The sequence below is a fragment of the Cysteiniphilum sp. QT6929 genome (assembly GCF_030035755.1).
Lineage (GTDB): Bacteria > Pseudomonadota > Gammaproteobacteria > Francisellales > Francisellaceae > Caedibacter > Caedibacter litoralis.
The window spans coordinates 196,053-210,557 of record NZ_CP103983.1 but is presented as its reverse complement, the minus strand read 5'-3'; the positions used below and the strand labels follow the sequence as shown (position 1 = coordinate 210,557).

The following is a 14,505-nucleotide window of genomic DNA, read 5'->3' as shown; positions in this document are numbered from 1 at the left end:
GAGAAAAGCTTAAACCGGTTTAAAAATGCTTTGCACAGATGACGATGTTAAACGATTATGTAGCTCAATTGCATAACGATCCGTCATGCTTGCAATAAAATCACTAATCACCCGTGCGCGATTCACCTGATCATCCGGATCAAAAGCATAAAAAATCTCACCAACATCTTCAGGCAAAAGGGATGTTTCTATCTGTGAGTTAATCAAAATATCAAATAATGACGAAATAATCTCACGCCCTTGATAACGCACAACATTCATCTTAGGTGAGCTAATCACCGTAAAATAGACAAAAAGCTTTAACACCTCTACTTGCTTATAAACGTCTGATTCCAGAGAAACCGAAGATAACACCGGACAAACTTCATCATAATTAAGTGATACGTGTGAAATACAGTAATGCACAAGATTAGAGGTGAATTTCGTACGTAAATAACTTGAGTTAGCAAGCTTTTTTGCCTGCTGATAAACATCGTCAAACTTAGCATCAAAATCAATAATCCCTTCAAAGATTGATTTTAAAATCGCTTTAATATCGGCAATTGATAAATGAAGCCCATCAAGCTCAGCCTGCTGTTGCACTTTTATAAGCACTTTTTCTTCCGCATTAACCATTGATAATGGATCTAAAAAACCACCCTTGAACGCATCCTCAATATCATAGGTCGAATAGGCAATATCATCTGCCAAGTCCATAATTGAGCATTCTATCGTTTTAAACTTGCGCCCATGCAAAGCATCTAGAGGGTAACCAAAAAGCACATGCTGTTTAATCTTCTCAACCATCGCTTTTTCGCTGGCATAATAGCCTTTTATTGGTCGATCACTTGAGTTGATAATATAACTGGGGATTTCTTTGTCATACTTAAGGGTTGCTGCTAATGTGCGATGGGTTAAATTCAAGCCAAAGCGATTGTCTTTACCTGAGTGAATCGGACCCTCACCTTTGAAAACCTTTTTCTCTGTTTTTGCCAATAATCTTAGCGTTTGTGCATTACCTTCAAAGCCACCAAACTCACGCATTTTAGCATGTAATGCTTTCTCACCATTATGCCCAAAAGGCGGATGCCCAATATCATGACACAATGCTGCTGTTTCGACTAAATCAGTATCTAAATCCAAATCAAAGCGTGAATTTAATCCTGTTGCAATAGATTTGGCAACTTGCGCCACTTCCAGCGAATGCGTTAAACGATTTCTAAAAAATTCACTCTCAGAACAAGGAAAAATCTGTGTTTTGCCTTGTAAGCGTCTAAAAGATGCTGAGTGAATGACACGTGCATAATCACGACGAAACGGGGAGAAGTGCTCTTTTGGATGTGACTCATACACGCCACGATAATAATCTTTTTCCTGATAAAGTGATCTTTTTATCTTGCTTGACATAACTGTCAATATTTCCTGTTGTTAACTTAATTTCTAAAACAACAGCAGTGTAACTGATTGCTTGTGCTTTTCACAGCGCTACCTGCACTGTCAAGCGTAGTATTCACGTTTTTTTGTTTGTTACTACTTTACAGGGTTCGTAAACCTACGTAATAATAAGCGCGTTGTTGCATGAGCTATTGTTAACTCTGTGTCAACAGATCAGGTTTTAGCTAAACCTTAAAGGAAAATTATAATTAAAGGAGAATGATTTATGAAGAAAGTTCTAGTTGCCGCATTCACAGTAGGTGCTTTGTTATCCACTTCAGCTTTTGCTGCTGAAGCTGGCAAATCTGAAGTTATTGTTGAAGCAAAAAGCATTCTTGGTGATCTAAGCATGAACCAAAAGATTGTTATTTCAGCTGCTGACGTTGCTGCAGGCAAAGACAAAACTTTTGAGTTGGCAGAGTTTTGCACATACACCAATGATAAAGATGGCAAAGTAACCGTTGATGTTTCAAATAATGAGCAGAAATTTGCGGTTATCGGCACTAAAGATGAAGGCGAGCTACCTTATACACTTACCATTAACAAGACTGCGGTAAATTATGGTAAGAATGAATTAGTTGTTGATAGCAATGATTTACCATCAGGTTGCAAAACCAAAGAAGCTGTTGCTATGACATTTAAAGGTGCTGATATTCGCAATGCAAAAGCGGGGACATATAATGCCTCTTTGAATTTAAGTGTTGCCTAACAACACATATTCAATTAATTTTTTCAGTATATAAGTGACAGCATAAGGGATATCTTTTTTAAGAGTCCCTTTTGTTATTTATAAACATATTAAACCAGTAATAAGGAATAAAGCCATGAAATTAACGCACATATTCGCTGGCCTTTTTTTATTGATAACAACCATATCTTCAGTCTTTGCAGGTGCTGTACTTGATGTTGTTAAACCTGACATTGTGATTAGCCAAAAAGTTAAGCGTGATTATATCCCGCTGACCAATATTGGCAATGAAAAGGGTACTTTTATTGTACAAGTTAAAAACGTCACTGACCCTAAACATATTGTCACTTACAGCAATAGTGAGCTTAAAAATTTACCTGTCATTATTACCCCCATATTGATTCGTAATTTAAGCGCTGGTAATAACAAGCGTATTTCGGTGCGTGCAAAGGGTAAAATCACTGAACCCATGAAGCTACAGTTAGTGATTAGCGAATATAAAAAACCAACTGATGATAAGACTGAAATTGCCAAAGACGAAGCAGGTATTGATGTTCAAGGTTCTATCCATTATATTGCTAACGTTGCAATCAGCTAATAATTAAGCGTACGTGCGGGAGGTTAGATGACAACTCTAGGCAAACACCCTGCTTTTGTTTTTGCTGCTGCTATCCTTATCGCCGCCTTTACTCCCGTAACACTAATGGCTTATCAGTTCAAGAACAACTCAAAATACTATGAGCGCCCAGCTGAAAAAGAACAAGAGAATCCACGTTTTGTCGTTGGCAATCTGACACTCAATGAAAAAATCGTTATTAGTGCAGACATGATCATCAAAGGTCAGGATCAAATTATTTCTTTAGGCACTTTCTGCGCCTATCATAAAGGTAACAAAGGTTTTCCTTTGCGCATTACATCCAATGAAGGTGGCTTCATTGCTAAAGGATTAAATAACCAAGGCAATCTCCCCTATCAGATTTTAATTAACAAAATTGAGATACCTTACAATCAAATTCAAAGCGTTCAAACAAATAACCATAACTTTGATGAATGCCAACTTTATGAAAGCATTGCCATTAAATTCTCCAAACATACGATTCAAAATGCCAAAGCTGGGCGTTATCAGCTGTCTTTAATTCTGCAAAGCAGATAAACTATGGCTACTTGTCATTCCTACTTCAGCAAGAAGAAAATAAAACGCCTTTCCATATATCTAAGTTTGTTGTTAAGTCACTGCTTACTTGTTGGTGTTATCCCAAAAATGGCTGCCGCATCCGATTTACCACCAGGTTTTGAGGATTTTATTGAAGATGATGAGACAAGTCTTGTGACCATTGTGTTTGGTAAGGAAAAATTAGTAGAAACAACCGCTACGTTTAATGATGATGAAATCACCTTTAATGAACCGGATCTTATTTTACAAAAACTTAAACCCTATATTGCAAAAACTGCCCAGCATTTGTTATTAGAAGAACTAGCAGCACCACAAAAAACCAATGCCGAACGTAATTGCAGCAATGGTGCTAATTGTGGCTTTATTCGCCCACAAACATTGGGCGTTATTTTTGATCGCAATAATTATCGCGCGCAACTTTTTATTAATCCCAAGTACCTTCTAGCGCAAGACGCTGTTCCTGCTAAATTTCTACAAGACTCAACGGCAGGATTGGGTACGCTTAATTTATTTCAACTTGGTTTATCAGGCAATAATGACCAAAATCACTCGATGGCTTTAAATCATAATGGCTACCTCAGTTATGGCAATTGGCATTTGGACTACAAGGATAATTTCACCTATTCTATCACCCCAGGACAGCCACCTATTAAACAGTTTCAGTTTCGTGATTTTGATCTAAATTGGCGCCATAAACAATATCACCTATCACTAGGCTTGCAAGATACGGTTGGCACGATGATCATTCCAAGCTTACAAATTGTCGGCGCCAGCGTGCAAACCAATCTTGAGCTTTTGACTAACTTAAATGAGCAAATTGCCACACCGGTTGAAGTTAATATCATCGTGCCTAGTTATGTTGATGTTTATCGAGATAACACCTTAATTGATACTCAATACTTTCCACCAGGAAATCACTTTCTTGATACACGCAGCTTCCCATCAGGTGCTTATATGCTGCGCCTTGAGATACGCACACTGACCAATCAAACTTCCAACAAACAAGTTTATTTTATTAAGACCAATGCTCTGCCACTTTTGACTTTACCTAATTACTATATTAGCTATGGACGTTTGGCTGAGCTAGTTTCTGGGACTATTTTTCCAACATTAACCGATCTTAATGTCCTGACTTTTGAAGCCAAGCAACGCTTAAGCAAGTCTTTTGGTATTGGTGAGCACGTAACAGTATTTAACCAACAAGAAGCCATTGGCGAATTTATGCTAATGATGGAGTTATCACATTTAAGCTTTTATAATTCATTTGCTGTGAGTAATTTTGGTGATTTAGGTCTTGCTTTCTCTATTGCTGGCAACGTATCAGGTGTGACACTAAATACTTTCTTTCGACAAATTTGGGCTAAAGAAAATAGTAGTAGCTATATCAACCAGTATTTTGAAGACACTCAAACAAGTAACACGAATATCGGCACATCATTGTCCTTTAATTGGCATGATATTAACTTCACAACTTCATTAAGCTATGCCTATGTCGATAATAACTTCCAACATGATATTGGCTTTGGTATTGCTAAAACTTTTAGCTTTGGTGATAACAATGACTTAACACTTTCGTTATCTTTAGATCACTCAGAGAGTAACAAAAGCGTCTTCTTACAACTGACATGGAGCTTTGGTGCGCAAAATGGCTGGTATATGGCAGCAGGTCTTGAAGGTCAAGTAAGTCAACAAAGTGAAAAAGAAGTACAAAGAGAGGAAAACATTAAACTCAATATTGGCAAAGAGTTTGCAAGTCGTGACTATCAAAACGATATAGGAGTGAGCACTGAAGTCAATCACAACACCCAATACTACTCACAATATGCAAGTACTAGCAATCGTTATTTCAATTCATTACAACAGCTTAATTTGGCACAATCAAAGCATGATAAATCTGTCATTAGCTACAACATCCAGACATCAAGCTCACTTGCCTACACGCCAATGACCAACTGGGGAATCAGTGGTTCAGACAATCGCAGTGGCGCACTTATTTATGTTAATGCCGACATTCCTAGCAAATACTCCATCTATGTTGATGGTAAAGAACATGCCGTAATCGATAATAATGAAAGCTACTTTGTGCCGATGTCGGTATATAAAGAACATAACGTCCAAGTGCAAGCACATGAAGTCACCTTAAGTGTTCCTCATAATGATCGTGATGTGATACTTTATCCAGGCAATGTTGAGACCATTGCACTTAATGCCAAACCTGCTGTTTTGATTATGGGCAACTTTGTTAATACACAAGGGGAAATACTGAGTTTTGCTAAAATAACGGGCGGATTAGAGCCCAGTGAAACCGATGGCGATGGCTTTGCCCAAATTGATGTCATACTCGGAGAGAAACTTACCCTTGAAACCCAAGATGGACAAACGTGTACAGTCAACTCTAATGATTTAGAGGCAGAGGATGGCATCGCCTTCCAAGATGAAATTATCTGTGAATAGTTGTTTTTTACTAAGTACATCAGGTATTTTTTGGATTTTCGGATCAAGTCCAAGAATGACCACCAACCGTCATATTCGGGCTTGACCCGAATATCCATTATTACCAAAAGCTATTGTTTAGGCGCTTATTTCTTATTATGCTTAAGCGCATCTCTTAATTGATCAAAGCTAATCATCGACTCATGATCAGTTTCTTTTCTGGCAATCAGCTCATTACCCTTATATCCATAACCATAAAACACTTCATAACTTACCGATAGCCCAAGTTTCTCCAGTCGCTCACAAAAACTTTGCCAACGCGCTTTACCTGTCAAGGTTTTACGCATTTTAGTATCAGCTAAAGGCTCATTCAATGCGCGAATATCGGTGAGTAAAGTTTCGATTGTTTCATATTCGAGCTTTAACGTTTCAGTATCCATTACCACACTTTGATATTGTTCTTTTTTTAATACATCACCAATATCATGCATATCTAACATTTGATTGATATGCACCATCCCATCAATAAGCTGCCAAGCTTTTTTGATCTCATGTAAACTGCTACTGCCAAAGCTTGTGAAAACTAAAACGCCTTGCGGCTTTAACTGTTTATACCAATGCCGTAATCGGGTATTAATATTTGCTGCTTGCTGAATTTTACACTGTGAAATAATCACATCATAAGCTATCTCTGGATTGAGCGTGCGATGTATTATTGCATTTGGGTATATTCTTTTAATCTCCGCTAAATGTGAGTCTATCCCTTCTGCAAAGACATATTGAGGATTTAATTTAATAAAACTTAATTTATCCAATAAACGCTCAGCAATTTCGTTTTTTATAAAGCTACCATTAACAAAGCGCCGCTCATATTGCTGATGCTTTTTTTGAAATAATGATTGATCAAACATATTTATTAAAACCTATAATAGTTACATTTATTTTTCTAACTTACTGGAATTACTCACTTTTTCTATCTCAACACCCCGCCTCGCAAGCTCGGCTCCCCTCTTGTAAAGAGGGGAATATAAAACATCATCGCCCAATTCCCCTCTTTACAAGAGGGGTGGCAGCCGTAGGCTGACGGGGTGTTTGTGAAATCATAGTTTTTCTATAATGCGTAACTCTGATAACTTACGCTCTGCTGCGATTACGAAGCAGACAGAGTAGTAGTCTTCAAAAAAATCGCAAAGTATATAACTTCAGTTAATCTATTTCTGCTCACGCAACTTATCTAAATAGCGCAACGACAACACATGATAAATTGGCTCTTTACAGATCACACGTGAAGAAGCGGTACCTAACAATGCCGCTAGCATAATCGGCAACAACATCCCACTTGAGACATTTTGTGTCATCTCCGACACGATGATAAAACAAGTAATCGGGCTTTGTACCACCCCTGAGAAGTAAGCCACTGTACCAATCAAGACAATTGCACTTGCATATTTTGGATCAAAAAAACCACTCATCATATGACCAAAGCCAGCTCCCGCTGATAAAGATGGGGCGAAAATCCCGCCTGGAATACCACTAACAAATGACAGTAACGTTGCAATCATTTTCCACAGTCCAAAGAAAATAGATACATGAACATCATGGCCATTTAACAAAGCAACGGCTGTTTCTTTGCCACTGCCATAAATAATGCCACTTGTGCACACACCAATCACGGCAATAACAAAACCGATGCTCCCTGCAAATAATACAGGGTGCTTGCGAACAATGCCTACAACAGCTGCGGATACAAATAATAGCATCCGACTAAATAATCCACCTAAGAAACCACAAACAACAGCAACAATAATAAGCACGATCCAACCGCCACCTAAAATATCAAGCGTCGCTGAGCTCGCACCAAAGTAGGCGTAATTGCCCATGATCTCTAAGGATACAAAACCACACAATACCACGGTGGTAATCATCGTACCGGTAATACCTTTATCAAACGAGCCTGATAATTCTTCAATCGCAAAGACAACCCCAGCCAAAGGCGCATTAAATGCCGCAGCGATCCCAGCAGCCCCTCCTGCTAATAACAAACCTTTTTCCGTGTCTTCACGGTTAAATTTCTCTAATCGTCCTAAAAAGTGCATAACGGATGCACTTAATTGAATCGTCGGTCCCTCGCGACCAATCGATGCACCACTTAAAAAGCCTAATGCGGTTAATAGGAACTTACCCAGCGCAATACGCATTGATACTAATTTACTGCGTCGTTGCATATTCTTAACTTTGAGTGCTGTCATCACTTGAGGGATACCACTACCTTCAGCGCCATCAAAATAGGTTTTAAGTAAATAAATAATCACCATAAAACCAATCGGCATGATAAACAAAGGCCAATAAGGATGATCCTGACTGAGTTCATTGAAGCTATCATTAAGATTGTCACACAGATATGCAAACAATACACATATCAGTCCAACAAGAATCGCCCCACCCCAGAAAATCAAACGCCTTCGCCAAAGTGATAGAGACATAAGTTTGCGTGATTCAGTGAAAATCTTATCTTTTTTTAACGCTTTTAAATCAAAATACTTCATGAAAACTGTCTTTACCACTATAAGCAAAATTGCTGGTGCTATTTTACGCTTTAGTTTCTTGAAAAAAAAGTACAAACAGCTTAATAACTATGACAAAATTAACCATACTTCATGTTAACTCAAGTGAAATCGATGAAACAAACGCATATTATTACCATAACCTATACCGCATCTACTGATATGATTGATCAAATTCGCCCAAGACATCGCTCATTTCTAGAACGCGGTTATGAGCAAGGATTATTTATTGCCTCAGGACCTAATAGTTCACGTAATGGTGGCATTATATTGGCAACGGGCGATTTAGATGAAATCAAAGCCTTATTACAGGAAGATCCCTTTATCACCGAAAAAGTAGCAAGTTACAGCTACCATAGCTTCGACCCTGTTAAATATGCCGAAGGCTTTAAGGCGTTTATTTAAACTAAATGTTTGATATGCCCTTCAAGGCTATCAAGGTAACTCTCAATTGTTGATTCATCACGATCAAGTAAAGTAATGAGCTCCTTGACAAAGCCTTCAATAAGCAAACTCGTTGCTTGATCTTTGTTAATCCCACGCGATTGCAGATAAAATAGCGCTTGTTGATCAAGCTGACCAATCGTCGCGCCATGACTGCAAACAACATCATCAGAATAAATCTCAAGCTCAGGTTTGGTGTTAATCTCTGCAGTATTCGTTAGCTGAATATTACGATTGTTTTGTAGCGCTTTGATGCTATTTAAGCCTTTAGCAACGTATGCTTTTGCATTAAAGGTTGCCGATGCCTTGCCACCAACGACACCACGAAACGCGACATCACTTTGCGTATTAGATGCATTATGTTTGACATTAACGTGATAATCAGCTTTTGCATTATGTGTTAAAGCGTAAATGCCCTTTGCATTAAAAACGGCATCTTCACTTTGCAAATCCACATCAAACTCAATGCGCTTGAGTGCCGCATAAGCTGCCATTTGAAATGTTTCATAATAGGCATTTTTGGCTATTGAGAGTTTTAGTTTATGCGTCACCAATAACTGCTCCAGGCTTTTGTTTGCCAAAGCGTCGTAACGGCACTTGGCACCCTCTTTAACATCGACATTGCTGCAGATATTGGCGGCTGAATAAGTATCGCCTAATGCAATAAAATTCTCACAAATCATACACTCCGCATATTCATCAATCACTAAGGTATGCTGATAGTTAACCAACATTTTCTGGCTGTTATCGGTGTGCAAATACGTCATAATGATAGGCTTTGTCAAACGCGTGTTTTTCTTAACCTGAATCGTCACACCGCCTAAATACGAGGCAATGTTTAGATTAGATAGCGCATCACTACTCTCATGCTGAGGCTGTAGTGACATACTATCGTTAATGATTACACCATCAATGTCATCAACATGAGCAAGCTGCCCATCAACAAAGACAATATTATGCATATCCGTATTTAGATTAATCATTGACAATGTTTCGTCAATATTTGTATTGGCTACAAGCTTAACTTGGGCAATATCGTACTTTCGATACAAAGCAGTTAAATCGGTATAACGCCACTGTTCATTTTTTTTATTTGGAAAGCCTTGATCAGCAAATGCTTGCCATGCATTTTCACGCTGTTTAATCGCCTCATCTGTCAGATTAAGCTTAGAAATCGGCTGTTCTAATTGCAGCATAGTGTGCTCCTTAGTCATTAATCCAAGCATAACCTTTATCTTCAAGCTCAAGAGCTAACTCTCGACCACCTGACTTAACAATTTTGCCATCTGCCAAAACATGGACAAAATCAGGCGCGATATAGTTTAATAAACGCTGATAATGGGTAATCACAATAAAACCACGCTCACCATTGCGCATATGATTTGCACCTTTTGATACTACTTGCAACGCATCGATATCAAGACCCGAATCTGTCTCATCTAAAATACATACTTTAGGCTCAAGCATCATCATTTGCAGCATTTCATTACGCTTTTTCTCGCCACCAGAGAAGCCCTCATTAACACCGCGCTTCATATACTTTTGATCCATTTCAAGAATATCCATATTCGCACGCAGTTTTTTCATAAAGCTCATTGCATCAAGCTCGCTTTGCCCCTTGGCTTTACGTGTACTATTGACGGCTGTTTTTAGAAATTGTGTGTTGCTAACGCCTGGGATTTCAACTGGGTATTGAAAGCTTAGGAACATCCCTGCGTGCGCACGCTCTGAAGCATCCAAATCAAAGATGTTCTGACCATTTAATAGCACTTCGCCTTCAGTCACTTCATAACCTGGTTTACCCGAAAGCACATTACCCAACGTACTTTTACCGGCACCATTTGGCCCCATAATCGCATGTACTTCACCTGGTTTAATCTCAAGGTTTATCCCTTTTAATAGTACTTTATCTTCAACCTTGGCATGTAAATTTTTAATCTCTAACAACATATCGTTACTTCGCTTTTTCTTAATTTACTTTTCTACTTACTGAGGTTACGCACTCCATTTATTCCAACACCCCGCCTCACAAGCTTAAGCACCCCTCCTTGCAAAGAGGGGTGGCAGCCGTAGGCTGACGGGGTGTTTTAAAATCATAGTTTTTCTAAAACACGTAACTTCAGTTATTTACTATTACTCTTGCACCTTGTGAAAGCTTTTACACTTTCTCTTATTTCACTACCCTATTGCACCTTCTAGGCTGACTTCCATCAATTTTTGTGCTTCAACCGCAAACTCAAGGGGTAGCTTTTTAAAGACATCTTTACAAAAACCATTCACTATCATTGCTACTGCATCTTCTTCTGACATGCCTCGTTGGCGGCAATAAAAAAGTTGCTCATCAGAGATTTTTGATGTCGTTGCTTCATGTTCAATTTGTGCTGATTTTGATTTGTTTTCAATATACGGATACGTATGTGCGCCACACTCATGCCCAATAAGCAAAGAATCACATTGTGAAAAATTGCGTGCATTATCCGCCGTTGGCAACATGCGCACCAAGCCCCGATAGGCGTTTTGCGCGCGCCCTGCGGAAATCCCTTTTGAGATGATCGTGCTTTTGGTATTTTTGCCCATATGAATCATTTTGGTACCGGTATCTGCTTGTTGCGCATGACGCGTTAATGCCACAGAGTAAAACTCACCCACACTATTATCGCCACGCAGGATAACCGATGGATATTTCCACGTAATCGAGGAGCCTGTTTCCACTTGTGTCCATGAGATTTTTGCATTAGCGCCCATGCACACACCACGCTTGGTCACAAAGTTATAAATACCCCCTTTACCGTTTTTATCTCCGGGATACCAATTCTGCACAGTTGAGTATTTAATTTCAGCATCTTTTAATGCCACTAACTCAACTACCGCTGCATGCAACTGATTTTCATCACGCATCGGAGCGGTACAGCCCTCTAAATAACTGACATAACTGCCCTCATCAGCAACAATTAAGGTACGTTCAAATTGCCCCGTATTTGAGGCATTAATCCGAAAATAAGTTGATAACTCCATCGGACAACGTACACCTTTGGGAATATAGACAAATGAGCCATCACTGAATACAGCTGAATTTAATGCCGCAAAATAGTTATCCGTTTGCGGCACCACTGAGCCGATATATTTTTCAATAAGCTCAGGATATTTTTGTAATGCCTCTGAAATTGGGCAAAATATCACACCTGCTTCAGCAAGCTTTTCTTTAAAAGTAGTGACCACCGAGACAGAATCAAACACAGCATCTACTGCAACACCAGCAAGCATTTCTTGCTCATGCAAGGGAATGCCTAGTTTGTTATACGTCTCAATTAATTCTGGATCAACCTCATCTAAGCTTTTTGGCTTATCAGCTGCTGACTTGGGTGCCGCATAGTAACTAATCGCTTGATAATCAATTGGCTCATAATCAACATGCGCCCAAGTTGGCTCTTTCATTTCTAGCCATTTATGATAAGCCTGCAAGCGCCATTTGAGCATAAACTCAGGTTCATTCTTGCGCTTGGAAATCTGCCGAATAATATCCTCATCCAAGCCATTACGAAAACGTTCTTGTTCAATCTCAGTCACAAAGCCGTGCTTATATTCCTGATCGAGCATTTTATTTATTTTTTCATCCGTCATGTCGCATGATCTCTTTGCTGTTTTCTTTCTTAGTTTGATTCATATCACTTAATTTATTTACTTTACTTATCTTACTTAACTCACCTAATTTATCAGATGATGTATTCATTAACTCTAGTAATTTAAAGCTACTTAGCGTTTCGCGGACTTTTTTATTAATCACATGCCAATAGCCACCCATATGACAATCATTGACAGAACATGATACAAATCCCGTGCTGCAACACTCAGTAAACGCAAGCTGCCCATCAATTGCCTCAACAATATCAAGTACTGAAATTTCACTCACTTCAGAAGCCAAAACATAGCCACCTTCAGCACCACGTTTGGCAAGTAATATCCCCTTTAGGCTCAAGAGCTTGAGTACTTTACGCACGGTCGGTAAATTAAGCCCCGTAAGACTAATAAGATCAGTGGCACTGTATAATCCTTGCGGATTCTGCGCAAATTTGAGCACGATCATCACCGCGTAATCAGCAAGTTTACTGACTTTTAACATCAAAATAGTACTGGCTTGGTATCATATGCGCAAAGGGTAATGGGTTTTAGCGTTTGTGTCAACGGATTAAAAGTTGGTTTTCCTTTAATTGCAGCGATAATCATAGATACAAAAAACATTTTGCATTTTGTTTTTTTCAAGGTAGTCTATCCTTCTAGTCACTGATCTTTCGGGCAAGAAAAACTTAAATGCAGCACAATAAATATCTAAACACAGAGTTATCTGGCTTAAATGGCTGTGCTGCTATTTCCATGCCTATTTGCTGTTGTTGTCGATGTATTAAGCCTAATTAGGATTTGCGGCCCTTCTACTTAATCTCTTGTTAGCCTCGTGCAAGCTTATCTTTAATTAGGCATCTTAATCTTTTAATCTTTGATATTTTAAGCGTAGAAACATAAACAATGAACAGGATAACCTTATGTTTAAATCAGTACTTTTATTTATTTTAGCGGCACTGTTTCTTTTTTTTGAAATGGCTCTTCAAGTCTCACCTGGCATTATGACCGAAAACCTTATGAGCAGTCTGCATATCGATATATTCTGGCTTGGCGTGACCTCTGGCGCTTATTTTATCACCTATACTTTAATGCAGATCCCCGCAGGTCTTATTTATGATCGATTCTCTGCACGCAATGTGATTATGTTACCACTTTTGATTTGCGTCATTGGTGGGTTTCTGTTTGGACTTGCGCCAAACTTTTACCTTGCGGCTTGTGCACGTATTTTTATGGGCTTTGGCTCCGCTTTTGCTTTTATTGGCGTGCTTGTCGTTGCCAGTCATGTTTTTAGTAAACGCTATTTCACCTTAATCGCAGGCATCACCCAGATGCTTGCAGCATTAGGTGCCATGTGTGGCGCGCTACCACTGATCCCACTGATTGATCACTTTGGTTGGCGTGCAACAATGATGATTATTAGCAGCTTTGGCTTGATTCTCTTGATTATCATGTTTTTCTATCTAAAGCTTCCTAATAAACACCTAACAACGAAACCTGTGACAAGCTCATGGCTTGCTTTTAAGTCTGTTGCTCGCCAATCGCAAACGTGGATGATCGCAATCTATGCTTGTTTGCTGTGGATGCCAATGGCAGTTGTTGCCTCACTTTATGGCATCCCTTTTGTTGAGCAATACTTTAACGTTCCTTTTTCAGTCGCTGCAACCATTGTCACTTTTATGTGGATTGGTATTGCCATTGGCAGCCCCTTGTTTGGTTTTCTTGCCGATAAAACAGAACATATCAAACGCGTGCTTGTACTTTGTGCGGTAATTGGCACTGTCGCTTTTGGGTTTATTACACTAGCACCAATTAATAGTGTCACAATCCTTGTTATATTGTTCTTTGCAGCAGGTGCTGCATGTGCGGGACAGGCGTTAAGCTTTTCTTTGGTTTCACGCAATAATAAACTTGAGCATCGCGCCACTGCCATTGGTTTTAATAATATGGCGGTTGTTATTTCGGGTTTTATTTTCCAGCCATTTGTTGGCTATGTTATCCGTGAAAGTCAGTCACAACCCACAACAAACTACCTATATGATGGCTCAAGTTACCATAATGGTATGATCGTCGTATTATTTGGCTATTTGATTGCTAGCATAGCTGTTATCTTCTTGATTAAAGTACCGCATAGTAATAGTAGTAATAACGATATAGCTATGCTAAAAGCTTAG

Annotated in this window: 13 protein-coding genes; 6 read left to right on the top strand and 7 right to left on the bottom strand. The window is 39.0% G+C overall.

Translation table 11 applies throughout. The features are described from left to right. Positions 1-9: 9 nt before the first annotated feature. The gene (dgt, locus tag NYP54_RS00865) at positions 10-1,386 is read right to left on the bottom strand and encodes a dGTP triphosphohydrolase (protein WP_283156751.1); all 1,377 of its coding nucleotides are present in this window, start codon (positions 1,384-1,386) and stop codon (positions 10-12) included. A gap of 253 nt (positions 1,387-1,639) precedes the next feature. Between dgt and NYP54_RS00860 the strand changes: the two genes are divergently transcribed. The 4 genes from NYP54_RS00860 (at position 1,640) to NYP54_RS00845 (ending at position 5,729) form a co-directional block, all read left to right on the top strand. After that, positions 1,640-2,122, top strand: coding sequence for a hypothetical protein (locus NYP54_RS00860; protein ID WP_283156750.1), 483 nt, complete (start codon positions 1,640-1,642; stop codon positions 2,120-2,122). Positions 2,123-2,237: 115 nt separating this feature from the next. Then, complete coding sequence (locus NYP54_RS00855; RefSeq protein WP_283156749.1) at positions 2,238-2,699, top strand: hypothetical protein; 462 nt, start codon at positions 2,238-2,240, stop codon at positions 2,697-2,699. Positions 2,700-2,726: 27 nt separating this feature from the next. Beyond that, positions 2,727-3,254, top strand: coding sequence for a hypothetical protein (locus NYP54_RS00850; RefSeq protein ID WP_283156748.1), 528 nt, complete (start codon positions 2,727-2,729; stop codon positions 3,252-3,254). 3 nt (positions 3,255-3,257) lie between these two features. Continuing rightward, entirely contained in the window at positions 3,258-5,729 is a 2,472-nt protein-coding gene (locus NYP54_RS00845) for a TcfC E-set like domain-containing protein (protein ID WP_283156747.1), read from the top strand. A 125-nt stretch (positions 5,730-5,854) separates the two neighbouring features. Here NYP54_RS00845 and NYP54_RS00840 read toward each other — a convergent pair whose 3' ends face one another. Together NYP54_RS00840 and NYP54_RS00835 are read right to left on the bottom strand one after the other, a co-directional pair. Further along, positions 5,855-6,619: a hypothetical protein gene (locus NYP54_RS00840; protein WP_283156746.1), complete on the bottom strand. Its 765-nt coding sequence runs from the start codon at positions 6,617-6,619 to the stop codon at positions 5,855-5,857. A gap of 300 nt (positions 6,620-6,919) precedes the next feature. Then, positions 6,920-8,254, bottom strand: a complete 1,335-nt coding sequence (locus NYP54_RS00835) for a chloride channel protein (RefSeq protein ID WP_283156745.1) — start codon at positions 8,252-8,254, stop codon at positions 6,920-6,922. Between the two features lie 111 nt (positions 8,255-8,365). Between NYP54_RS00835 and NYP54_RS00830 the strand changes: the two genes are divergently transcribed. After that, positions 8,366-8,677 (top strand): YciI family protein, encoded by a 312-nt coding sequence (locus tag NYP54_RS00830; protein WP_283156744.1) that lies wholly within the window; start codon positions 8,366-8,368, stop codon positions 8,675-8,677. On the opposite strand, the gene sufD is transcribed toward NYP54_RS00830, so the two are convergent. From sufD to NYP54_RS00810, 4 genes are all read right to left on the bottom strand, one after another. Beyond that, entirely contained in the window at positions 8,674-9,912 is a 1,239-nt protein-coding gene (gene sufD, locus NYP54_RS00825) for a Fe-S cluster assembly protein SufD (RefSeq protein ID WP_283156743.1), read from the bottom strand. The genes NYP54_RS00830 and sufD overlap by 4 nt on opposite strands. 10 nt (positions 9,913-9,922) lie before the next feature. Further along, complete coding sequence (gene sufC, locus NYP54_RS00820; RefSeq protein ID WP_117001204.1) at positions 9,923-10,666, bottom strand: Fe-S cluster assembly ATPase SufC; 744 nt, start codon at positions 10,664-10,666, stop codon at positions 9,923-9,925. Positions 10,667-10,894: 228 nt separating this feature from the next. Further along, positions 10,895-12,337, bottom strand: coding sequence for a Fe-S cluster assembly protein SufB (gene sufB, locus NYP54_RS00815; RefSeq protein ID WP_117001203.1), 1,443 nt, complete (start codon positions 12,335-12,337; stop codon positions 10,895-10,897). Then, on the bottom strand, positions 12,327-12,836 hold the full coding sequence (locus NYP54_RS00810; RefSeq protein WP_283156742.1) for an SUF system Fe-S cluster assembly regulator: 510 nt from the start codon (positions 12,834-12,836) through the stop codon (positions 12,327-12,329). Before NYP54_RS00810 ends, sufB begins: the two co-directional genes overlap by 11 nt. Before the next feature lie 418 nt (positions 12,837-13,254). Between NYP54_RS00810 and NYP54_RS00805 the strand changes: the two genes are divergently transcribed. Next, complete coding sequence (locus NYP54_RS00805) at positions 13,255-14,505, top strand: MFS transporter (RefSeq protein WP_283156741.1); 1,251 nt, start codon at positions 13,255-13,257, stop codon at positions 14,503-14,505.